The 22,498-nt window shown below is 69.0% G+C and carries 20 protein-coding genes and 1 pseudogene; 9 read left to right on the plus strand and 12 right to left on the minus strand.

Features of this window, described 5'->3' with window-relative positions; translation table 11 throughout:
* Positions 1–172 precede the first annotated feature (172 nt).
* The 5 genes from GLP40_RS22585 to GLP40_RS22605 form a co-directional block, all read right to left on the minus strand.
* Positions 173–385: a hypothetical protein gene (locus GLP40_RS22585; protein WP_154789958.1), complete on the minus strand. Its 213-nt coding sequence runs from the start codon at positions 383–385 to the stop codon at positions 173–175.
* Positions 382–876, minus strand: coding sequence for a MogA/MoaB family molybdenum cofactor biosynthesis protein (locus tag GLP40_RS22590; RefSeq protein ID WP_196054754.1), 495 nt, complete (start codon positions 874–876; stop codon positions 382–384). Before GLP40_RS22590 ends, GLP40_RS22585 begins: the two co-directional genes overlap by 4 nt.
* Before the next feature lie 98 nt (positions 877–974).
* Positions 975–2,330: a S1C family serine protease gene (locus GLP40_RS22595; protein WP_230329840.1), complete on the minus strand. Its 1,356-nt coding sequence runs from the start codon at positions 2,328–2,330 to the stop codon at positions 975–977.
* Between the two features lie 654 nt (positions 2,331–2,984).
* Positions 2,985–4,370 carry a sensor histidine kinase gene (locus GLP40_RS22600; RefSeq protein ID WP_154790060.1) on the minus strand — a complete coding sequence of 462 codons (1,386 nt, stop codon included), beginning with the start codon at positions 4,368–4,370 and terminating at the stop codon, positions 2,985–2,987.
* An 89-nt stretch (positions 4,371–4,459) separates the two neighbouring features.
* Positions 4,460–5,149 carry a response regulator transcription factor gene (locus tag GLP40_RS22605; protein ID WP_154789960.1) on the minus strand — a complete coding sequence of 230 codons (690 nt, stop codon included), beginning with the start codon at positions 5,147–5,149 and terminating at the stop codon, positions 4,460–4,462.
* A 331-nt stretch (positions 5,150–5,480) separates the two neighbouring features.
* On the opposite strand from GLP40_RS22605, the gene GLP40_RS22610 reads away from it, so the two are divergent.
* Genes GLP40_RS22610 through GLP40_RS22630 form a run of 5 tightly spaced genes read left to right on the plus strand, consistent with a single transcriptional unit; the run spans position 5,481 to position 10,887 of the window.
* The gene (locus tag GLP40_RS22610) at positions 5,481–8,537 is read left to right on the plus strand and encodes a sensor histidine kinase (RefSeq protein ID WP_154789961.1); all 3,057 of its coding nucleotides are present in this window, start codon (positions 5,481–5,483) and stop codon (positions 8,535–8,537) included.
* Positions 8,534–8,941: a roadblock/LC7 domain-containing protein gene (locus GLP40_RS22615; protein WP_154789962.1), complete on the plus strand. Its 408-nt coding sequence runs from the start codon at positions 8,534–8,536 to the stop codon at positions 8,939–8,941. The genes GLP40_RS22610 and GLP40_RS22615 overlap by 4 nt, the downstream gene beginning before the upstream one ends.
* 11 nt (positions 8,942–8,952) lie before the next feature.
* Complete coding sequence (locus GLP40_RS22620; RefSeq protein WP_154789963.1) at positions 8,953–9,330, plus strand: DUF742 domain-containing protein; 378 nt, start codon at positions 8,953–8,955, stop codon at positions 9,328–9,330.
* The gene (locus GLP40_RS22625; protein WP_230329813.1) at positions 9,311–10,006 is read left to right on the plus strand and encodes a GTP-binding protein; all 696 of its coding nucleotides are present in this window, start codon (positions 9,311–9,313) and stop codon (positions 10,004–10,006) included. The genes GLP40_RS22620 and GLP40_RS22625 overlap by 20 nt, the downstream gene beginning before the upstream one ends.
* A 47-nt stretch (positions 10,007–10,053) precedes the next feature.
* Positions 10,054–10,887, plus strand: a complete 834-nt coding sequence (locus tag GLP40_RS22630) for an MHYT domain-containing protein (protein WP_154789964.1) — start codon at positions 10,054–10,056, stop codon at positions 10,885–10,887.
* Positions 10,888–10,960: 73 nt separating this feature from the next.
* Here the strand turns inward: GLP40_RS22630 and GLP40_RS22635 are convergent, their stop codons facing one another.
* The gene (locus GLP40_RS22635) at positions 10,961–11,761 is read right to left on the minus strand and encodes a VOC family protein (RefSeq protein ID WP_154789965.1); all 801 of its coding nucleotides are present in this window, start codon (positions 11,759–11,761) and stop codon (positions 10,961–10,963) included.
* 252 nt (positions 11,762–12,013) lie between these two features.
* On the opposite strand from GLP40_RS22635, the gene GLP40_RS22640 reads away from it, so the two are divergent.
* The 3 genes and pseudogenes from GLP40_RS22640 (at position 12,014) to rpsR (ending at position 14,378) form a co-directional block, all read left to right on the plus strand.
* Positions 12,014–13,042: a DUF1906 domain-containing protein gene (locus GLP40_RS22640; RefSeq protein WP_196054749.1), complete on the plus strand. Its 1,029-nt coding sequence runs from the start codon at positions 12,014–12,016 to the stop codon at positions 13,040–13,042.
* Positions 13,043–13,870: 828 nt separating this feature from the next.
* A pseudogene (locus tag GLP40_RS22645) lies at positions 13,871–14,090 on the plus strand (30S ribosomal protein S14); the annotation flags it as partial.
* 33 nt (positions 14,091–14,123) lie between these two features.
* Positions 14,124–14,378, plus strand: coding sequence for a 30S ribosomal protein S18 (gene rpsR / locus GLP40_RS22650; RefSeq protein WP_154789967.1), 255 nt, complete (start codon positions 14,124–14,126; stop codon positions 14,376–14,378).
* 428 nt (positions 14,379–14,806) lie between these two features.
* On the opposite strand, the gene GLP40_RS22655 is transcribed toward rpsR, so the two are convergent.
* Positions 14,807–15,370, minus strand: coding sequence for a LysM peptidoglycan-binding domain-containing protein (locus GLP40_RS22655; protein ID WP_328290526.1), 564 nt, complete (start codon positions 15,368–15,370; stop codon positions 14,807–14,809).
* A 215-nt stretch (positions 15,371–15,585) separates the two neighbouring features.
* Between GLP40_RS22655 and GLP40_RS22660 the strand changes: the two genes are divergently transcribed.
* Entirely contained in the window at positions 15,586–16,047 is a 462-nt protein-coding gene (locus GLP40_RS22660; RefSeq protein WP_154789968.1) for a hypothetical protein, read from the plus strand.
* Positions 16,048–16,146: 99 nt separating this feature from the next.
* Here GLP40_RS22660 and purH read toward each other — a convergent pair whose 3' ends face one another.
* The 5 genes from purH to sucD all read right to left on the minus strand — a co-directional run bounded on the left by purH (position 16,147) and on the right by sucD (position 22,491).
* On the minus strand, positions 16,147–17,721 hold the full coding sequence (purH, locus tag GLP40_RS22665) for a bifunctional phosphoribosylaminoimidazolecarboxamide formyltransferase/IMP cyclohydrolase (protein ID WP_328290527.1): 1,575 nt from the start codon (positions 17,719–17,721) through the stop codon (positions 16,147–16,149).
* Entirely contained in the window at positions 17,718–18,350 is a 633-nt protein-coding gene (gene purN, locus GLP40_RS22670) for a phosphoribosylglycinamide formyltransferase (protein WP_154789969.1), read from the minus strand. The genes purH and purN overlap by 4 nt, the downstream gene beginning before the upstream one ends.
* 255 nt (positions 18,351–18,605) lie before the next feature.
* On the minus strand, positions 18,606–20,210 hold the full coding sequence (locus tag GLP40_RS22675; RefSeq protein WP_154789970.1) for a cell division protein PerM: 1,605 nt from the start codon (positions 20,208–20,210) through the stop codon (positions 18,606–18,608).
* A gap of 118 nt (positions 20,211–20,328) precedes the next feature.
* On the minus strand, positions 20,329–21,333 hold the full coding sequence (locus GLP40_RS22680) for a DUF5336 domain-containing protein (protein ID WP_154789971.1): 1,005 nt from the start codon (positions 21,331–21,333) through the stop codon (positions 20,329–20,331).
* A 243-nt stretch (positions 21,334–21,576) separates the two neighbouring features.
* Positions 21,577–22,491 (minus strand): succinate--CoA ligase subunit alpha, encoded by a 915-nt coding sequence (gene sucD / locus GLP40_RS22685; RefSeq protein WP_154789972.1) that lies wholly within the window; start codon positions 22,489–22,491, stop codon positions 21,577–21,579.
* Between the last annotated feature and the right edge of the window lie 7 nt (positions 22,492–22,498).

Consider the following 22,498-nt stretch of genomic DNA (forward strand, 5'->3'; position numbering starts at 1 on the left):
GCGCTAATCGCACTGGGCCGCTTGGGTTTGCGCTGAGCGGAAACTGATCGGCCGAGACCGAAGGGCTCGTCCCACAGATGGGTAAGCGATGACGACATTGCCGGTGTCGGTCCGGACCGCGACAGACGAACACGCTCGAGCGTCACCGCCGCGACCGTTGTCGTGACGGATGTCAGCCGTGATGCGGCGGAACCTGGGAGCGCAGCCAATCATCGGAGGATCGGCCGGATTCGGGCTCGGGAGTGCGCTCGTCCTTGGTGGTGGACGGCAGCTCGTCACCGAAGACGCGCGCCAGCCGGGCGCGCTCGGCGGGGGATAAACGACGAGACCCCGCCCGACGCTCGGCCGGACGGGGTGGCTCGGAAGATTTTCCGGTGTCGGTCATTCCGACAGACCGGACAATTCATCGATGACCCGGCTGGCCAGCGGGCCCAGGGTCGCCATGCCGTCCCGGATCGCGGCGCGCGAACCCGGCAGGTTCACCACCAGCGTGCTGCCCGAGACCCCGGCCAGACCGCGCGACAGTCCCGCGTCCAGCGAACCGGCGGCCAGCCCGGAGGAGCGCAGCGCCTCGCTGATGCCGGGCAGTACCCGGTCCAACACCTCCTCGGTGGCCTCCGGGGTCACGTCGCGCGGGGACATGCCGGTGCCGCCGACCGAGATGACCAGGTCGACACCGCCGATCACCGCGGTATTGAGCGCATTGCGGATCTCCACCTCGTCGGCCGCCACCGATACCGAGGCGTCCACCAGGAAGCCGGCCTCGGTGAGTAGTTCGGTAACCAGCGGACCCAGCGAGTCCACCCCGCCATGGGCGGTTCGGTCGTCGACGACCACGACAAGAGCACGGCCCGCCACAGCGGCATCGATTTCCATGGTGCTCACCGTAGCGCCCTTGTCCGACAACAGCTCCCAGCCCCCATCCGCGGTGACGCGGATCGTTGGTACGGGTTCGCGCCCATTCTCGTGAATCGTCATCGGCCACCCTCCACAGCTGCCTCGCCGAGGGTTACCTCGACGGTCTTGGGATTCTTGCCCTGGTCATCGGTGTAGGTCACCTTGACCTTGTCGCCCGGCCGGTGCGAGCGCACCGCGGCGATCAGCGAGTTGCCCGAATCCACGATCTGGTCATCGATTTTGGTGATGATCGCGTTCTTCGGAATGCCGGCCTTGGCGGCCGGGCTGTCGGGCGACACGTCCATCACGCGCGCACCGTTGACGTCGTCCTGCGCCCGCACGGTCACACCGATCTGGGCGTAGGTGGCCTTGCCGTTCTTGATCAGCTCATCGGCCACCCGGCGCGCGGTGTCGACCGGAATGGCGAACCCCAGGCCGATGGAACCGCTCTGCGCGCCCGCCGACTCGGCGGTGCCCATGGTGGCGATGGCGGTGTTGATGCCGATCAGCCTGCCGTCCATATCGACCAGCGCGCCGCCCGAGTTGCCCGGGTTGATGGCCGCGTCGGTCTGGATGGCGTCGATGACGGTGCCCTGCGAACCCGGCTCCCCACTGGTGGAGACCGGTCGGTTGAGCGAGGAGACGATGCCGCTGGTCACCGTGCCCGCCAGGCCCAGCGGCGAACCGATCGCCACCACGCCCTGGCCGACCTGCAGATTTCCGGACTGGCCCAGGTCGATCGGCTTCAGATCGGTCTTGCCGGTGACCCGGATGACCGCGATGTCCGAGACCGGGTCCGCACCTACCACGGTGGCCGGAGCGGTCGAACCGTCGCTGAACGCCACATCCATCTTGGCGTTCGGGCCCGCGCCGCTGACCACGTGATTGTTGGTGAGGATCAGGCCGTCCGTGGACAGGATCACGCCGGACCCCTCGCCCTCGGCCCGCGCGCCCGCGACCCGGATCATGACCACGCTGGGCAGCACCTTCTGCGCCACCGCCTGCACCGAGCCATCCGGCGCGGGCGCGGTCTTCCCATTGCCCACCGGCTGATCCAGCGCATTGGTCACGGTCGAGTGGGTGTCGTTGTGGTGGGTGGCCAGCGCGCCGACCGCGCCGCCGATGCCGCTGCTGAGCAGTGCCAGCACTACCGCGCCCGCGACCAGCCCGGTGCGGCCGGAGCGCTTCGGGGCGGGCGGGTCCGCGTAGGGCATGCCGGCACCGCCCGGAATCGCCTGAGCCGGATGCTGTCCGGTGACGTATCCGGCCCCCGACGCCGCGTACGCCTGACCGTAGGCACCGGCCGGAATCTCCTCGGTGGGATGCCGCCCGGCCCCGAACTGCTCCGAATAGGGCTGTGCCCCACCGAAAGCCGCGCCGTACGCGGCTGCTGCCGGAGCGCCCTGCGGCGCAGGATATCCCGCGCCGGGCAGGACCTGGGTAGCGGGATTGAACGCACCCGAACCCGGTTGTCCCGCAACGCCGTAACCCGGTCCGACCGGACCACCGAAGGTCGGGGCGGCACCCGCGGACGGCTGCGGAGCGGATGGCGGCGGGACGGCACCGGCCGGCGGCGGCGCCGGCCGGAACTCGCCGCCCTGGGCCTGCGACGCTCCAGCGGAGAAGGGCTGTGCCACACCGAATCCCGGACCGCCGGCGGGCTGGCCCGGGGCGGCCGGGCCCGGCTGGGGCCGCGCGGAGGGCGCGGAGAAGCCATCGAAGGGCGGGGCCTCGGGGGTGGCGGAGCCGGCGGGATCACGCTTGGGCAGGCCGGAGGCCGTGGTGTCGGGCGCGCCGGAGGTCGTGGCGTCGGCCGCATCGGCGACTCGAGGCGGCTCGCCGGCCCGCGGTGGTTCGGCGGGCTGGGCGCTCGGAGTCGCGGGCGGGTTCGGCTGGGCGGCGGCGTGGCCTTCGGGCTCGGCGCCCCGCGTGTTCGAATCCTCGGTCATTTCTCGTTTTCTCCTCGAGTCTCGTCGCCAAGCCTGGCGGGAACGACTGAGAGTGGACTGAGACCGTGCTTGCTTTTCGCCGAGCTTTCCCGGGTTCGGTTGTCCGTCGCCGCTGCGCTCGCCGGCCCCGCCCCGTACTCAATCCTCCGCTGGGTCGGGCTGCGGCGGTGCACCTTCTCCAGGCAGAACGATACGGATCAATGCGCCGCCGCGGTCAGAAGTGTCGATGTTGATGGTGCCGCCGTGTTTGGTCACGACCTGCTTGACGATGGCCAGCCCGAGCCCGGAACCGGGCATGGACCGCGAGGCGGTGGTGCGGTAGAAGCGCTCGAACACCAGCTCCCGTTCGGCGGGCGGGATGCCCGGCCCGGCGTCGTCGACCGCGAACTCCAGCAGCCCGCGTCCGGTCTCACCCATGGTGACGAAGACCTTCGCGCCCTCGGGGCTCCACTTGGCCGCGTTGTCGAGCACATTGAGCAGTGCGCGTTCCAGTCCCGGTTCGTCGCCGTAGACGAACCAGGGGCGCAGTCGGGCCTCGAATTCGATTCCGGTGCGCCGCCGCCGGACCCGCTCGAGGGCCCGTTCGGCCACGTCGCCGAGGTCGATCTGCTCGTAGACGGTCTCGGGGGCGTCCTCGCGCGCGAGGTCGACCAGATCGCCGACCAGCGTGGACAGCTCCTCGATCTGGGCCATCACGTCCGCGCGCAGCTCTGCCATGTCCTCGTCCGGGATGCGGGGCGCGCCCGGGCGCGAGGAGGCGATGAGCAGTTCCATATTGGTGCGCAAAGAGGTCAGTGGCGTCTTCAGCTCATGGCCGGCGTCGGCCACCAAGCGGCGCTGCCGTTCCCGGGATTCGCCCAGGGCGCGCAGCATGGTGTTGAAACTCTCGGTGAGCCGGGCGAGTTCGTCGTCGCCGGTGACCGGAATGGGGGTCAGATCGTCGGTGCGGGCGATGCGCTCGGTGGCGGCGGTGAGCCGGGCGATCGGCCGCAAACCGGTGCGACCCACGGTGGTTCCGGCCGCGGCGGCCACGATGACCCCGCAGCCGCCGACCACGAACAGCAGCCAGGCCAGCCGGTCGAGGACCTCCTTGGTGGGTTGCAGACGCTGCGAGACCACCAGGGTGGACCCGGAGTGGGTGCGCCGCGCCAGCACCCGCTGATCGTCCACGGTGCGCAGCGAGAAGCCGATCTCGCCGCGGGCCACCGCGCGCTCCTGATTGCCGATGGGCGGAATCGTGGTCTGCGGCGGCACGTACTGCGACTGGTCCGGGAAGACGAGCGCCACGCCGACATCGCTGGAGTACAGCCCGGCGAATACCAGCGACTGGAAGCCGAGGCTGTCGAGGTTGTTGTCGATCATGACCGAGGCCCGCGCCCGCAGTTGCGAATCGACGTCCGCGTACAGCGAGCGGGCCACCATGGCGTAGGCGGCGATGGAGGTGAAGGCGACGGCCACCGCTACCACCGTGGCGGCCAGCAGCGTCACCCGCCAGCGCAGCGACACCGACCGGGTCAGCGGCATGGGCGGGCGCAGTTCGGCCGACTCCGGACGCGACCCGAGTCCGGCGACCACCGTCCGCCGGGGAACGGTTCTACCCACGAGCACGGCTCCTACGGCGGGGTCTCGCGCAGCACATAGCCGACGCCGCGCACGGTGTGGATGAGACGCGGTTCACCGTCGGCCTCGGTCTTGCGGCGCAGGTAACCGATGTACACCTCGAGCGCGTTGCCGGAGGTGGGAAAGTCGTAGCCCCACACCTCCTCCAGGATGCGGCTGCGGGTGAGCACCCGGCGCGGGTTGGCCATCAGCATTTCCAGCAGCGAGAACTCGGTGCGGGTGAGGCTGATCTGACGCTCGCCGCGGGTGACCTCGCGGGTGACCGGATCCAGGGACAGGTCGGCGAAGGTCATGGCCTCCGAGGAGGCGTCGACCTGATCTCCGGCGGTGCGGCGCAGCAGCGCGCGCAGCCGGGCCAGCAGCTCTTCCAGCGCGAAGGGCTTGGGCAGGTAGTCGTCGGCGCCGGCGTCGAGTCCGGCGACGCGCTCGGAGACCGAATCACGTGCCGTGAGTACCAGAATCGGCAGATCGTCGCCGGTGCTGCGAAGTCGGCGGCAGACCTCGAGTCCGTCCAGCCGGGGCATCATGACGTCCAGCACGAGGGCGTCGGGTCGCTGACTGGCGGTCTTCTCCAAGGCGTCGAGACCGTCGACCGCGAGGTCGACGGTGTACCCGTTGAAGGTCAGCGAACGACGCAGCGATTCCCGGACCGCGCGGTCGTCGTCGACTACCAGAATGCGCATGGTCCCCAGTCTGCCCACAGCGACTGAGAGGTGACTGAGAAGGGACACTTCGACACGCCGAGTGTGTCGGGCAGGTGACCTGCGGGTTTTTCGGATTCCCTCCGCGGAGTGGTTGCACTGTCACCCAAATCCGCGCGAAAAACGTTGCGGCAAGGCCGTATTCGGAAACTAAACCTCCAAGTCGTCCGAATTGCCGTTAGTCAGCTCACGCGGTATGTTGCAGGCCGTAAAAGAAGACCCTTAGTTGGTTCCGCGCGGGTTCGACCCCAAAGCCGTACAACCGCATACGTACCCGAGGGTCAAACGTGAAAGCGGAGGCGACGGAAGCGGGATGGAAGCAGCACCGCGGTCCTGGCAATTCAGCCTGTCCAACTGGCCCGTAACCCGCAAGGTCGGCATCGTGCTGGTGCTCCCGGTGCTCCTCGCCGCGACCTTCGCGGTACTGCGCATCAACAGCGAATTGCAGACCATTTCGAAACTGAGCGCGTCGACGGAGCAGATGGACGTGCTCCACCCCACCGTCAAATTCGTGGTCGCCACCGACGAACTCGCGGTCTCGGCCATCGCCGGCGGCAACCAGGACGTCGATCCGGACCTCGACGCCGCCACCGCCAAATTCGACCAGGCCCTGGCCGAACTGGAAACCAGCCTCAAGTCCTCCAACGCCAACCCCGGCGTCACCAAGGAACTCGGCCAGGCTCTCGCGGTCGCCAAGACCATGCGCAACAGCCTGCGCACCAGTTCCCCGCAGACCATCGGCGATCAGGCCGACGAGGTCCAGACCCGCGCCCAGACCGCGCTCGCGAACGCGCCCACCGTCGGCGACCTCCGCGTGCAGCAGTCCTTCCTGCAGTTCGGTTCGGCCATGACCGCCATGCGTCTGCTCACCCAGGAGCGCGTCATGCTGGCGGTGCCGGGCGCGGGCTCGAACCCGGCGCTGCGCACCAAGCTGCTCACCGCCATCGGCGCCGAGATCACCATGATCGAGGTGTACCGCGGCCTGGTGCCCGACGGCGCGCCGAATGCCAACACGCTCAAGGACAATGCCGGCGCCCGTGTCGGCATCCTGATGCAGAACGTGCCCGATCCGGGGGCGCTGCCGGCCATGCAGGATTCGCTCAAGGGCTCGGCGGACACCTACGACAAGGAAATCCAGTCCGTCGCGGGAACGATGGACACCAAGCTGTCCCAGCTCACCACCGAGGCGCGCAACAATGTGCTGCGCGATACCTCCATCGTGATCGGCATGCTGCTGGCCGGTCTGGCGCTGGCGCTGGTGGTGGCCCGCTCGCTGGTCGTCCCGGTCCGCCGCCTACGGCGAGATGCCTTGCAGGTGGCCCACATCGACCTGCCGCAGGAGCTCGAGGTGGTGCGCGCCGGCGGCGCGACCCCGGAGATCTCCCCGGTCGACGTGCACACCACCGAGGAGATCGGCCAGCTGGCCCGAGCCGTCGACGACATCCACTCCCAGGCGCTCCATCTGGCCGCCGAGCAGGCCCGTCTGCGCCTGCAGATCGGCAACATGTTCGAGACCCTGTCCCGCCGCAGCCAATCCCTCGTGGAGCAGCAGCTGTCGCTGATCGAGGAGCTCGAGCGCGACGAGGACGACTCCGAGCGCCTGCAGTCGCTGTTCCGCCTCGACCACCTCGCCACCCGCATGCGCCGCAATGGCGACAACCTGCTGGTGCTCGCCGGAACCGCGCTGCGCCGTGGCCATCTCGCGCCGGTGCCGCTGTCGGACATGCTGTGGTCCTCGGTGTCGCAGGTGGAGGACTACCAGCGCGTCGAGATCGGCACCGTGCCCGACGGCATCGTCGCCGGTGAGCCCGCCGTCGATATCGAGCACCTGCTCGCCGAGCTGATCGACAACGCGCTGCGCTACTCCCCGCCCACCACTCCGGTGGCGGTGTCGGTGGCGCGCGCCGTGGACGGCGGCTACCTGATCGAGATCACCGACCGCGGCCTCGGCATGAACGCCGACGACCTGCAGGGCATCAACGACCGCCTGGCCTCCGGTGGCGAGGTCAACGTCGAGACCGCCCGCCGCATGGGCCTTTTCGTCGTCGGCCGCCTGGCCAAGCGCCACAACATCACGGTCAGCCTGCGCCGCACCTCCGCCATGGTGCAGCAGCCGGGCATCACCGCCAGCGTGCACCTGCCGGGCAGCCTGGTCTCCCCCGCGCCCGAGCGCGGCGGCGACCCGACGGGGCAGTACCCGGTGACGTCGTCGCTGCCGGTGCCGCCGGCCGCGGCCCTGGCCTCCGGCCCGATCGCGATGCCGTCCGGCCCGATTCCGGTGCCCTCGGCGCCGCAGCCGGTGGTCGCCCCGCCGCGGCTGACGCCGGTGCCGAACCTGCCCGAGCCCGCGGCGGCCACCACCACCGGACGCTTCACCAGTTCCGGCCTGCCGCAGCGCAAGCCGGGCCCGGACACCGGTGAGCAGCCGATCATGCCCGCGTTCTCCGAGCCTCCGCAGGCGCAGCGACCGCCACAGCAGCAGGATCGGTTCTCGGACGGCTTCACCGACGCCTTCGCCGAACCCGACGACGCCCGCGCCTACAGCGTGACCGCGCTGCGGCCGGAGCCGACGACGCCGCAGGTGGATTTCTGGGGCGAGGCGCGCGATGCCGAGTCCGCACCCAACCCGGAGTCGGCGCGCGGTTACGAACCCGCACGCGACGAGCCCGCCCGCACTTTCGAGCCCGCCCGCACTTTCGAGCCCGCCCGCACTTTCGAGCCCGCCCGCACTTTCGAGCCCGCGCCGACGCCCGAGCCCCTGCGTGTCCCCGAGCCCGTCGCACCGGCCCCCGAGCCGGTAGCGCAGTTCCCGGAGCCGACCGCGCCGATCACCAACGGCCGCAACGGCGGTGGCAACGGATACGGCTACAACCCCAACGGCCCCGATACCGGCAGCTACTTCGGCAACGGTTACAGCGCTTTCGGCGACAACGACCGGCCCGCGACCCCCGCGGTCGACGCCGATGACATCCGCGGCAACGAGACCGCACCCGCCGCCCAGCGCCCGGTCGCTCCTCCGGCCGGCCTGCGTCCGGTCGGCGAGGCCCCGACCCCGATATATCAGCGCATGGTCTCCGAGTGGCTGGTGGAGCCGGCCGACGGGCAACAGAACGGCGCTGCCTGGTCGTCGAGTTCGGACAGCGGCTGGGCCGCGGCCGAAGAGGCGGCCAACCCGACCACAACCAGTCGCACCGAGGGCGGCCTGCCGATTCGGCGACCCGGCGCCCAGCTGGTGCCCGGTGCCGTCGCCCAGGAGGACGACGGCGGCGGCCGCAATCCGGAGGAGATCCGCGAGAGCCTCAGCAGGCATCTCAGCGGCGTCCGCTCCGGGCGGGCCGACTCCCAGTACAACGACGGAGGGCATGCATGACCGACACCCAGCGCACCACCACCGATGAGAACCTGAACTGGCTGGTCACCCGCTTCACCCGGGAGGTGCCGGGCGTCTCGCACGCTGTCCTGGTCTCCGCGGACGGTCTGCTGCAGGCCACCAGCCCGCATCTGCCGGCCGATCGCGGTGAGCAGCTGGCCGCGGTGACCGCCGGCCTGGCCAGCCTGTCCGCCGGCGCCGCACAGCTTTTCGAGGGCGGCAAGGTGATGCAGTCGATCGTCGAGATGCAGCGCGGCTACCTGCTGGTCATGAGCGTCGGCAATGGCTCGCACCTGGCGGTGCTGGCCAACAAGCAGCATGACATCGGCCGCATCGGCTACGAGATGGCCCTACTGGTCGACCGGGTCGGGTCCGTGGTCTCGGCCACCGCCCGCACTGCCTAGATGAGCCGCTCATGACCAATCCCCTTGGCGGCGGCGGTAACCGGCCACCGACCACACGTGTTCGTCCCTACGCGCTGACCTCCGGCCGCACCGAGCCGGCGGTGGATCTACCGCTCGAAGCGGTCGTCGAAACCCTGTCCTACACGGCCCATTTCGATTGGCCCGCCGGTGACGTGCGGACCGAGATCCTGCGGCTGGGAACCGCGCGGCTCTCGGTCGCCGAGATCGCGGCGCACCTGGGCCGGCCGCTGGGCATGGTGCGGGTCGTCATCGGCGATCTCGTCATCGCCGGAACTCTGCGCGTGCATTCGACTTTGAGCGATCAGGCGACCTTCGACGAGCGCCGGTCCCTGATGGAGAGGACACTGCATGGACTCCGCGCCCTTTGACGGCGGAGGTTACCCCGGCGGCGCGCACGGGGCGCCGGCGTACACGACCGGGCAGTTCCCGAACCCGGCCCTGCAGTACCCGCCGCGACCGGGTGAGGAGTCGCGCACGGCCTCGACCAAGATCGTCGTAGCGGGCGGATTCGGCGCCGGCAAGACGACCTTCGTCGGCGCTGTCTCGGAGATCGTGCCGCTGCGCACCGAGGCCATGGTGACCGGCTACTCGGATGGGGTCGACGACCTCGCCGCCACGCCGGGCAAGGAAACCACCACGGTGGCCATGGATTTCGGGCGCATCATCCTGCCCGGAAACCTGGTGCTGTACCTGTTCGGCACGCCCGGGCAGCGGCGATTCTGGTTCATGTGGGACGACCTGATCCGCGGCGCCATCGGCGCGGTGGTGCTCGTCGACACCCGGCGCATCGAGGACAGCTTCGCGGCCGTCGATTTCTTCGAGGCCAAGTCGCTGCCGTTCCTGATCGCGGTCAACCGCTTCCCGGACGCGCCGCGCTTCCCGGTCGCCGAACTGCGGGAGGCGCTCAGCGTGCGCGAGGGCGTGCCGATCGTGGACATCGACGCACGGGACCCGGTCGAGGTGCGCCGCGCGCTGGCCGCCGTCACCGAGTACGCGATCGAACGGCTGATGGCGGTGCAACGCGAAACCGCCCAGCGCGGTTAGCGGTTCGCCCACCCGGGGTCGGAGCTTACGAAGACAGGGGTGTCTGGATGATCTACTTCTCGATGGGTTACTGGGTCCTCGCGCTGGCATTGATCGTGTCGTTCGCGGGGGCGGCCTGCGGTCTGGCCTGCATCCGCCAGTCCACCAAGTCGGTGACCCAGCGGTTCCGCCTGGTGTGGCTGGTCGTGGCGGCGGTCTCCATCGGCGGCGTCGGCGTCGCGATGCCCATCTTCGTATCGATGCTGGGCTTCGACGTGCGGGGCAGCCAGCTGCGCTACGACAACCTGTCCATCACTCTGTTCTCGGTGCTGTCGGCGGCCACGGTGCTGGTGGCGCTGCTCGTCAGCGGCAAGAAGGTGGTCTGGTGGCGGCTGCTGGTGGCGGCGGCCGTGATGGCCTTCGGCTTCGGTGACGTGCACCAGCTGCTGTTGGGCGCCATCCGGATTCAGGGCAGCGTGGAGCGCAGCCTGGTGTCCACGGTCGCGGTGTATGTGATCGCGTTCGTACTCTCGGCGCTGACCCTGTGGTTCAGCCTGTGGGTCGCGTCGGTGCCGATGGTGCTGTTCGGCGCTCTGCTGTACGCGATCATGGTGACCGGTATGCACTACGCCGGGCTGACCGGCCTGCAGGTGCACGTCGACCCCGCCGCGACCGCTCCGCACGGGAACATACTGTTCAACTTCTTCGTGCCGTTCTTCATCATCGGCACCCTGTCGCTGGCGATTCCGATCACGGCCATCCTGGTCGCGCCGGACCGGCGCGAGGGGCGGGCGCCGACGGCGACCACCGATCCGCAGGTCGCGCATGGCACTTCGCTGCAGGCGGCCTCTCAGCAGGCGGCGGCGCAGCAGGGGCTGCGGCGGCCGGAATCGGTGCGCTAGCGCCGCCGACAGTCGCGGGTCACCATCCCGGGCCGGGTCGATGCCGATCGACCCGGCTCGACTCGTCTCCGGATCAGCCCGCGGCCGCGGGCATTTCGGCGGTGGTGGGATCGAGCAGGCCGAACAGTTCGCCCTGCGGCGCGGCCATGATGGCCATCCGGCCGAACGGTCCGTCAGTGGCGGACATGAGAGCGGTCGCGCCCAGTTCCACGGCGCGCGTGAGGCCCGCGTCGATGCCCTCGAACTGGAACCAGGTCAGCCAGTAGGGCTGGGCCGGCGCCACGCCGTTGACGCTGTCGTCATTGATGCCGCCGACCGAATCGGTCCCGCCGGGCGGGGTGAAGGTGGCGTATCGCATGGCCTCGTCGTCGAATTCGGTGAAGGTGAAGCCGAAAACCTCGGCGTAGAAGGCCTTGGCGGCCTCGAAATCGCCGGTGTGCAAGTCGTTCCAGACGTACGCGCCGTGCTCGTTGTAGACGGCCGCGCCGTCGTGCGCGCGAGCCTCCCAGACCGCGAAGGGCGCGCCGGAGGCGTCGGCGGCCACGAACATGCGGCCGAACTCCATGACGTCGAAGGCGGGCACCAGCAGGCTGCCGCCCGCCGCCGTCACCTGTTCGGCGCTCTTGTCGGCATCGGCCACCGCGAAATACGTGGTCCACGCCGACGGCACCCCGGACTCCGGCTTGGGCCCGATGCCCGCCACCGCCTGCCCGTCCCGCAGTGCCATGAGGTAGCCCCCGGCGTCCTCATCGCCACCCTGCATGTCCCAGCCGAACAGTTCGGCGTAGAACTCACCGGCCTTGGCCGGATCGTCGACCTGACAATCGACCCAACACGGTGTTCCCGGCGGCCAGGCCTCGTTGCGTACAGGCATCGGTCATCTCCGTTCCTCGATATCAGTGACGCACCTCACAAAGCGCCCCCAGTCAACCACTCTCGCTCGATCATCGGGGTGGTTCGCGGCGCAAGCGTGGCAGGCGGAGCGCTCGTTCCGGACGACGCGGCGGGGAGCCGAGCGCGGGAGGCGAGCACGAGACCTCCAGGCCGCGAACCCGCCCGGAGCGAAGCCGAGGGCAAAATGGGCAGAGCCGCACATCGGGCTGTCACTCGAATTACAGTGAGAGGCATGCATTTCGGGCTGGACTACGCCGCAGGTCGGCCCGCCCCCAGTGCCATCAGGAATGCCGGATACGACTTCGTCATCCGCTATCTGTCCGACGGCGGACCCGCCATGCCGGGCAAGCTCCTGACCCCCGCCGAAGCGGACGACTTGCGCGCACACGGCATTTCCATCGTTTCCAACTGGGAGACCACCGCCGCCCGCATGCTCGACGGCTACGGCGCGGGCGTGACCGACGCGCGCGCCGCCTTGGCCCAGGTGCTGCGCTGCGGCGGGCGAACCGATCGGCCCATCTACTTCTCCGCCGATTTCGACGCCACCCCGCAGCAGCAGGTATCCATCGATGCCTACCTGGACGGCGCGGCCAGCGTCATCGGACGCGTGAATGTCGGGATCTACGGCGGATATTGGCCGGTGAGCCGAGCGCTGGACGGCGGGACCGCGACCTGGGCGTGGCAGACGGTCGCGTGGTCGGGCGGGAAGGCGGATCCGCGGATCGCGATCTTCCAGACCGGCGAGCAGGTGACGGTCGACGGCATCCAATGCGATGTGAACCAAACCGATAGAACCGATTTCGGGCAGTGGGATGCGGAAACGGAGGAACCCGACTTGACACCCGAACAGGACGCGGTATTGCGGGACGTCCAGACCCAACTGCGCGGCCCCGGTCTCAATGGCTGGCCGCAACTGGGCACCGACGCCCAGGGCCGCAACCGGACGGTGGTGGATGGGCTGGCGGCGGCGCTCAACCAGATCGACGAACTGCGTACCGAGATCAGTGATCTGGAGGCCACGACGGCCGAACTGAAGGACGAGGTGGCGCGGCTGTCCGGCCAGCATCACTGGCCGTTCCCCTTCTCCCTGGTGGAGGGTCCGGCCACGGCGATCGCCGATCAGCTGGCGAGGCTGGAGCAGTTGCTGCCCGGTGTGCCGCTGCCCGGCTGGGGTACCGGACCTAACGGTCATTCGGGCAAAACGGCCGAGGCTGAACATGCTCCGGCTGGGAATCTGCCGAAAGCCGTATCCGACAGCTGAATTGGTCGATTTGTCGGATTTTCTCCACGGAAATCGGGCCCGAACCGGCCCTGAAGTGGCGATGAGCGGGTTCTTCTGTAATCAGAAGAACCCGCCCTCAACGCATGAGAATACCGTCACTCGGCCACGAGTTCACAACTTTGGGAAGACTTTTTCGCACGCACAAGAAGACCGGACAATCGGTACGCGCTATCGCGACGACTGCGCAGTTCGATGGTGACCCAATCACTGCGCCGCCATCGTCGGCTGAGTCCGGATCTTGCTCTACGCGCAGCTACTCCAGCCCCGCGGCATCAAGGCCATCGCCGACCTTGGCGACACCGAGCACTTCCGCCCTGCGGCCCTGGAAGACCACGGATGGCGGCCGGGGTGGATGCCCTGTTTCATCGCTTCACCTTTCATGGTCGCGAGTGGCCACGTCCCCGCCGACGGGAGCGGATCGGGTTGTGTCGCAGAGTCCTTCGTAGTGATCGCCCAACGGGTCGGTCCACCGCGCGACCCACTCCGCGCGAAACGCACTTGCCGCGGTTCGCCCTCGTCGCCCAGCGCAGTGCGTGGCGAATCTCGTCCGGCCTCGGCGTCGGCGCGCAGCCGGGGAGCCCGCGAGAACGAGCACGGCCTCGCGTCGAGACCGCACCCACGACCGGCTCTCGACAATGATTTTCAATTACCGGTGCCCGCGGGTACCCTGAAACAAGTCGTTGTCGAAAACGATTGTCATCATCGTCCAACACTGGAAGGGAGTGGCCCATGTCGGCGATCCGCCAGGTCAGCGGTCGCAAGCCGGGCTTCGGCAAGTTCGTACCGCAGAGCACGAACGAGTCGTGCCGCTGGGCCGAGCCGCACGCGGAATCGAAAGAAACCCGCAAACCGGGCAGCACTGACGCCGAGCCGGCGGCCGTGCAGGCCGTCCTGCGGAAACTGCCCCGGGATGCCGGTCCGGTACGATTGCGCGATCGGGACGTCGCGGACGGACGCCCGCGTGGTCATCTCCGGAAATTCGGTCCATCGGGGAGAACTGCCCGGTGTGCACAAATCGAGCTGGTAAGCATCCACGATTCGTGAGTAAGGAACCACTGACATGGCAGTGAAGCGAGCACCATCGAAGAAGGCCCGTGCCGAGCAGGCCCGTCGGCCGAAGAAGAACCCGTTGATCGCCGCCGGCGTCGAGACCGTCGACTACAAGGACGTGAACCTGCTCCGCACGTTCATCTCCGACCGCGGCAAGATCCGCAGCCGCCGGGTCACCGGCCTGACCCCCCAGCAGCAGCGCCAGGTCGCCGTCGCCGTCAAGAACGCCCGCGAGATGGCATTGCTGCCTTTCACGAGCCGGTAGCTCGCGACCCACAGGCCGAAAACCCGAGAGCTGGAACAACTCTCGCGACACTCACGGGCGAGCCCCCGACCCCCATGAACAACACCGGAAGCCCCGCGCCGAATCGGCCGGGGCTTCCCCCGTCGTCGGCTCGGATATCGGGCCACCATGGACCCGAGGCCACCATCGGCTCAGGACCCTTCGGGACTCAGGACCTCCAGTGACAGCTGGGAGTTCATTCGATTCGAGACCTACGTCAGCTCAGAGCCTCGAGGGACTCAGGCGCCCACTCACAGCTGCGAATTCGACTCGAGAACTCCATCGGCTCAGAGCCTTTACGGATTCAGCCCTTGTGGTGGCGGCGCGAGTTCATTCGCCCACTCATGAGGCCCCCGCGTGCATTTGCACTCGGGGGCCTCATATCTCGCGAACGCCGGCAGGGCCGCGCCTTACGGGATGGTCAGAACCTGGCCCGGCTGGATGAGGTCCGGGTTGTCGATGCCGCTGGCGTCGGCGATCTCCTGGTAGCGGTTGCCGTCGCCGTAGAAGCGCTCGGCGATGGCCCACAGGGTGTCACCCGGCTCCACGGTGTAGGTCTGGGCGGCGGGCGGCGGCGGGGGGACGTCCTCGACGACCGCGGCGGCCTGGGCATGGACCGGCTCCGGCGCCGGCAGCGGGTTGTCGGTGTTGGTGCCCGAGGACCACAGGGCGCCACCGTCCGTGCCGTACAGCACGACATTGCGGTCGGCCTGCACGACCAGGCGGTCCGCGCTCTTACCATTGGTCTCGGTGGACCAGGCGGCGCCGTCCTCTTTGTAGAGAACGAAGTTGCCGTCGTCTTGCAGCGTGGCCCGAACGACACCCTGGCCATTGGTGCCGGCGGCCCACACGACATTGCCGCTCGGTTCGGACAGCACCAGGTTGCCATCATCTTGCAGAGTCAGGGTGTAGGCACCGCCTTGCAGCGCCTCTCCACGACCGAGTTCTTCGCCGACCTTCAACGAGTCGCCCACGGTGCGTCCTTTCGGGGGTGGTGATCATGAGATAAGCCGATGGCGCGGAACTGCATTCGCACATCTGGCACGACACTACCGAGCCGGTGCCGGTCACCGCACGGTTACGCGCCGGTTCTGCGAAGATTTCGGCGTGTCTTCGCCAGATATTCGCCAGCGGGTCGAACCCGGCACGCGGAACCGGGCGCACGGTCGCGGACACTAGGGTGTCAGCCATGTACGGGACACGGGGACGCCGCCTGATCGCTGCCACCGCAGCCACCCTCATCGGGCTCACCATCAGCGCGTGCGGAAGCACGGAAAGCACTGGCGACCAATCGAAGACCAGCGCCGCGGCGACCAGCACGAAGACCACGCCCACCGAGGCACCCAACGGACAGATCGGTCGCGCTTTCACGCCGGATCCGAGTATCGTCGGCCCGCACGGCATCTCGTTCGACAGCTGGACCCGCCTCGCCCCGGATAAGATCGCGGTCAACTTCCAGACCGGCTCCCCCGAGTGCTACGGGGTGGACGTCAGCGTCACCGAGACCTCCTCGACCGTCACCGTAGACCTGAAGTCCGGCACCCTGCCCGATGCCGTCGGCAAGATGTGCACCATGATCGCTGTCTTCGGCACCCTCGAGATCCAGTTGAAGACTCCGCTCGGTGATCGAAAGGTACTGAGCGCCAATTAGTCCCGTGAACGCGGCAGGGGTCCGGATCGCCGTGCGACCCGGACCCCTGTCCCGATTTCGTTGTACCGCTACCCGATTCGCGTCAGCGGCCCGTCACGCTCAGTGCGCGAAATGCCGGGATCCGGTCAGGTACAAGGTCACCCCGGCCTCGCGGCACAGCTCGATGGTGTCCTTGTCGCGAATGGAACCACCCGGGTGCACGATGGCGCGCACGCCGGCGGCCACCAGGATCTGAGGGCCGTCGGAGAAGGGGAAGAACGCGTCGGAGGCCGCGACCGACCCCTTCGCGCGCTCACCGGCCCGCTCGACGGCCAGCTTGCAGGAGTCGACGCGGTTGACCTGCCCCATGCCGACGCCCACCGCCGCGCCGTCGTCGGCCAGCAGAATGGCGTTGGACTTCACCGCCCGGCAAGCGCGCCAGGCGAATTCGAGATCGCGCAGGGTGGCCTCGTCGGCCGCCTCGCCCGCGGCCAGGGTCCAGTTGGCTGCGCTGTCGCCCTCGGCGTCGAGGATGTCGCGGTCCTGCAGCAGCACGCCGCCGCTGACCGGACGCAGCTCCGCGCCCTTGCGCTGGGCCGGCTCGGCCACGAGCACGCGCACGTTCTTCTTGCGCTGCAACACCTCCACCGCGCCATTGGCGTAGGACGGAGCCACGATGACCTCGGTGAAGATATCGGCGACCTGCTCGGCCATCTCCACGGAGACCTCACGGTTGGCCGCGATCACACCACCGTACGCGGAGACCGGATCGGTGGCGTGCGCCTTGCGGTGCGCCTCGGCGATATCCGCGCCGACCGCGATGCCGCACGGGTTGGCGTGCTTGATGACCGCCACGGCCGGCGCATCGAAGTCATACGCGGCGCGCCAGGCGGCGTCGGCATCGGTGTAGTTGTTGTACGACATCTCCTTGCCGTGCAGCTGCTTCGCCTGCGCCAGCCCGGCGGGGCCGTCCTGGTTGGTGTACAGCGCGGCGGCCTGATGCGGATTCTCGCCGTAGCGCAGCACGTCGGCGCGCTGCCAGGTGCCGCCGATCCACTCCGGGAACTGCTGCGCGCCTTCGGATTCCGGCACGACGGCCGGGACCGCGACGCTGGTCATCCAGCCGGCGACAGCCACGTCGTAGGTGGCGGTGTGCTGGAAAGCCTTGGCGGCCAGGGCGGTCCGCTCGGCCAGGGTGAAACCGCCCTGCCGCACGGCGGCGATCACGTCGGCGTAGTCGCCGGTGTTCACCACGACCGCGACCGACGGGTGGTTCTTGGCGGCGGCACGCACCATGGAGGGCCCGCCGATATCGATCTGCTCGACGCACTCGTCGATGCTCGCGCCGGAGGAGACCGTCTGGGTGAACGGGTACAGGTTGACCACGACGAGCTGGAATGCCTCGACACCGAGCTCGACGAGCTGGTCGACGTGCTCCTCCTTGCGGGTGTCGGCCAGGATGCCGGCGTGCACGCGCGGGTGCAGCGTCTTGACCCGGCCGTCCAGGGTCTCCGGGAAACCGGTCAGGTCTTCGACCTTGGTCACCGGGATGCCGGCGTCGGCGATCTTGCCGGCGGTCGACCCGGTCGACACCAGCTCCACGCCCGCCTGGTGCAGACCGGTGGCCAGTTCGATCAGACCGGTCTTGTCGTAGACGCTTACGAGGGCCCGCTTGATCGGCTTGCGTTCACTCACCGGAGAACTCGCTCATCTGGGATAACTGCCTTTCGTCCATCGGAGACAATGCCTCGGGTAGCGACAGCGGCGACGACCTCCGCCAGCAGCCGGCGCTCCACGACCTTGATGCGCTCGTGCAGGGTGTCCTCATCGTCGTCGGGCAGCACCGCGACCGGCTCCTGCGCCAGGATCGGCCCGGTGTCGACGCCCGCGTCGACCAGATGCACGGTGGAACCGGTCACCCGCACGCCGTAGGCGAGCGCGTCCCGCACCGCGTGCGCGCCCGGGAAGGCGGGCAGCAGCGCGGGATGGGTATTGATGATGCGACCGCCGAAACGGTGCAAGAAGCCGGGCCCCAGGATCTTCATGAAACCCGCCGACACCACCAGATCGGGTTCGAAGGCGGAGACCACCTCGGTGAGTGCGGCATCCCATTCGGCGCGGTCGGCGAAATCGCCCAGCGCGACCTTGAAGGACGAGACATCGAAGGCCGCGGCCTGCTCGGTGGCGGCGCAATCGCGATCCACCCCGACGGCGACCACCGAGGCCGGATAGCCCGGCTGCCGGGTCGCTTCCAGCAGGGAACGCAGCAGGGATCCGGTGCCGGAGGCGAGCACCACGACGGACGCGGGCGCCGTCGGCGGCAGCAGCGGGGCGGGCGTGGACGTCAGCGCACTACTCCCTGTCGATCGGAGCGGGAAGGGGATGGCGGAGGCGAACCGCCGACCAAGAGCCTAGCCGCGACGCCTCCTCGCACCTTCAGCGGGCAGCCGAGAGCAGCACCGCCTCCCCCGAAAACTTCAGCGGACAGCCGAGAGCCGTCGCCCATCATGTACCCGTGCCAGCGGCTGGGCGCCGTCACTATTTCGGACGTACCCGACGAGTCATCCCTCCTCGCCAAGTCAGTCGTCGTTTCCGTTACCCTCCACGATTTCCGCGTCCACGATGTCGGGGCTGTCGGCGGACTTCACAACGACCCCGGCCTCGTCGTCGACCAGTTCGGCGTCGAGGGCGTCGGCGAGATCTTCGTCGTCGTACCAGCCGCTCTCCTCGTGGCCGGCGGCGCGGGGTTCGCCGTCGGACTCGTCGAATTCCCCGTCGTCGAATTCCCCCTCCCCGTCGAATTCCTCGTCGTCGTACTCGTCATCGTCGTACCCATCGGCTGTGTAGCCGTAGTCCTCGGCCGCGTAGTCCTCGGCCACGTCGTCCTCGGCCACGTCGTCGTAGTAGTCGTCCTGGTACCCGTCGTCATAGGCGTCGGCGTCGTCGTACGCCACGGCCGCCGCCGGGCTGCCGAACCACCGGGCGCCCAGCATGCCGACGTAACCGGCGATGGCCAGCCAGACGAACACCAGTACCGCGCTCACCGCGCTCGGCGCGATCCGCCCGAAGGTGCCCAGTTCGCCCCCGGCCACCGCGCCGAGCAGCGCCATCACCACCGCCGCGAGCCCGGCGGCGGTCAACGTCGCCCAGGGCGCTGTCGCCCGATCACGGGACGTGCGACCGCAATCCAGCCCCGACAGCACCGCGACCACCGCGGGCGCCGCCAGCAGCACCAGCCACCACACCGCCACCGGACCCGACGGCACCGCCGCCGCCACCGGCACCGCGGGCACCGGCGCACCCTGGATCTCGAACAGGCTCAACGATCCCGGGCCGATATCCACCTGGCCGCCGACCAGCACGCTCACCGCGTCGACCGTCGCATTCGGCAGATAGGCCAGCGACAGCAGCGTCAAACCCAGTGCGCCGAAGAACTTTCCGTCGGCCGCGCGGTAGGTGTCGCCGATGCGGGACCAGTGCAGCAGGAATGACAGCACGGTCAGCGCGGCCGCCACCGCCAGCAGCCGGCCCACCGCGCGCAGCCCGGCCCGGAAACCCGGAACCACCCAGTCCGGCAAGGGAATCGGCAGCAGGTCGGCGAAGTCCCGCCAGCGCCGGGAACCGATGCCCACCGCGGCCGCCAGCAGATTCAGCCCGAGCGCCCAGGCGAAGGCGGCCAGGGTATCCGGCGGCTGCAGCGACACCACAGCGGCGGCGTCATCGGCCACCGCCAGGCACACCGCGGTGATCAGCAGCGGCCCGCCCACCGCGGCGCCCAACACCCAGCCCAGTTCCGCGGTCTCGCAGTCGGGTTCGGCGGCCTGGGCGCTGTCGCGCGCCACCAGCCACAGCATCAGCAGGGTCGGCAGCAGCGGCCACAGCCCGATCCCGGTCTTGCCGATCACCAGCGGAACCTGATGCACCGCAAGCCAGCTCCCGGCGATCGCGCCCGACGAGCCGCTCATGCCGCCACCCGACACGAACAGGGTGCCGTACACCAGGATGAAGATCAGCAGCAGCGTGATGGCCGACGCGCGGGCCGCGACCAGCATCAGTACCCGCGCGCGTTCCGGAGTCAGCGACCCGAATCCCCCGCCCCCGCCACGCCTCCGAACCGGTGGCCGCGACTGTTCCCGGAGATCGGGGTCGCTCAGGCGAGCCAGGGCAGTTCTGGGGGCACTCATGGACATCCAGCGTGGCAGCATCTCGGAAACCGTAGGGTCAGGCGCGCCGGAGCGATCGGCGGGCGGCAAAAAAGCGCGGCCCCCGGTAACACCGGAGGCCGCTCGGCGGACGCGGAAACTACTTGTCGTCCTGGCCCGGACGGAAGGCCCGGGTGGCGTCTGCCGCCGGATCCGCCGACTGCTCGCCGCCGAAGGGCTGCGCCGGGCGCTGCGGCTGAGCTCCGAAGTGCTGCGTCGCGTCCGCGCTCCCGGCCGGCTGCTGCTGGCCGTATTGCTGCTGCCCGTAACCGGGCTGAGCGCCCTGCTGGCCGTACGACGGCTGCTGACCGTAGGTCGGCTGCTGACCGTAGGTCGGCTGCGAACCGGTTCCGTAGCCCGCGGGCGGCTGGCCGTAACCGGCCTGCTGACCGTAGGACGGCTGCTGGGGCTGCTGACCATAGCCGCCCTGCTGACCGAACGACTGCTGCTGTGCCGGCTGGCCGTAACCGCCCTGCTGACCGAACGACTGCTGCTGGTACTGCGGCCCGGTCGAGCTGAACGGCTGCTGACCGTAACCACCCTGCGGCGCGGCCGGTTTCGGCTCCGGCGCCTTGACGACGCCGAGCTCGAACAGCAGCGCCAGCAGGGCCACCACGGCCTGCACGAACGCGAGGAACAGGATCACCCAGCCGCCCCACTTCAGCGTCACGCTGTCGCCGAGGTCGAAGGAGCCGAACAGGATGCCCAGGAACGCGCCCAGCGAGGCGGCCGCCACGATGCCGGTATTACCGCTCTGCTTGGGCAGCAGCGACAGGCCCGCCAGCAAACCCGCGATCAGCAGGATCGTCACCAGCGCCGCGGAGCCGGTGTTCTCGAACAGGCTGAAGCTGGTGTCACCGCCGACCTTGGTGTTGCCGATCTCGACGGCCTTGGTGCCGATGTAGGGCGCGAAGCCCAGCAGGAAGTTGATGACGCCGAGCGCGGCGACAACCACGGCGAGGATGAAAGGCAGGCCCTTGCCCGCAATGGGCGACGAACCCGACGCGGCCGCGGGAGCACCCGCGGGCTGCGAGCCGTAGCCGGGTGCGGAGGAGGGCGTCGGCTGGGGCGCGTTGTATCCCGAGCCCCCGGTCGGGTATGACATGTCGTCGTCTCCTATCGAGTCGTTCACGAACCTCCACCGACGCTACTGCACTCAACGGCCGGGGGCACCATTTACCACCAACCGTGCGTCTACCGCAATACCCGAATCGGCGCACAACACGACCGACTTACCCGGTCCGCCCCGTCCGCAAACCCCAGCAGCCGACCGCCTTTGTCACATTCACACCGAATCACGAAGGCCGCCTGTCGAATTCGACAGGCGGCCTTCATCGGAAGCGAACCATCAAGCGCTGACGGAAGCCTTCTCCAGGATCTCGCGCGCCAGGGCGGCGGTCTCGGACGGGGTCTTGCCGACCTTCACGCCCGCGGCCTCGAGGGCATCCTTCTTGGCCTGGGCGGTACCGGCGGAGCCGGAGACGATGGCGCCCGCGTGGCCCATGGTCTTGCCCTCGGGCGCGGTGAAGCCCGCGACATAGCCGACGACCGGCTTGGTGACATTGGCCTGGATGTAGGCCGCGGCCCGCTCCTCGGCGTCGCCGCCGATCTCGCCGATCATGACGATGAGCTTGGTCTCCGGGTCCTTCTCGAACGCCTCGATGGCGTCGATGTGGGTGGTGCCGATGACCGGGTCGCCGCCGATGCCGATGGCGGTGGAGAAACCGAAGTCCCGAAGCTCGTACATCATCTGGTAGGTCAGGGTGCCGGACTTGGAGACCAGGCCGATCGGACCCTTGCCGGTGATGTTGGCCGGGGTGATGCCGACCAGCGACTCGCCCGGGGTGATGATGCCGGGGCAGTTCGGGCCGATGATGCGGGTCTTGTTGCCCTTGTCCACGTTGTAGGCCCACGCGTAGGCGGTGTCCTGCACCGGGATGCCCTCGGTGATGACCACGAGCAGCGGGATCTCCGCGTCGATGGCCTCGATGATGGCGTCCTTCGAGAAGGCCGGGGGAACGAAGGCGATGGAGGTGTCTGCGCCGGTCTTCTCCATGGCCTCGGCGACACTCGCGAAGACCGGCAGCTCGACCTCGTTGCCGTCCTTGTCGACGTGCTTGACGGTGGTGCCGGCCTTGCGGGCGTTCACGCCACCCACGACATTGGTGCCGGCCTTGAGCATCAGGGCGGTGTGCTTGGTGCCCTCACCACCGGTGATGCCCTGGACGATGACCTTGTTGTCCTTGTTCAGGAAGATAGACATGTTGGTT

Source organism: Nocardia aurantiaca (assembly GCF_009708175.1).
GTDB lineage: Bacteria > Actinomycetota > Actinomycetes > Mycobacteriales > Mycobacteriaceae > Nocardia > Nocardia aurantiaca.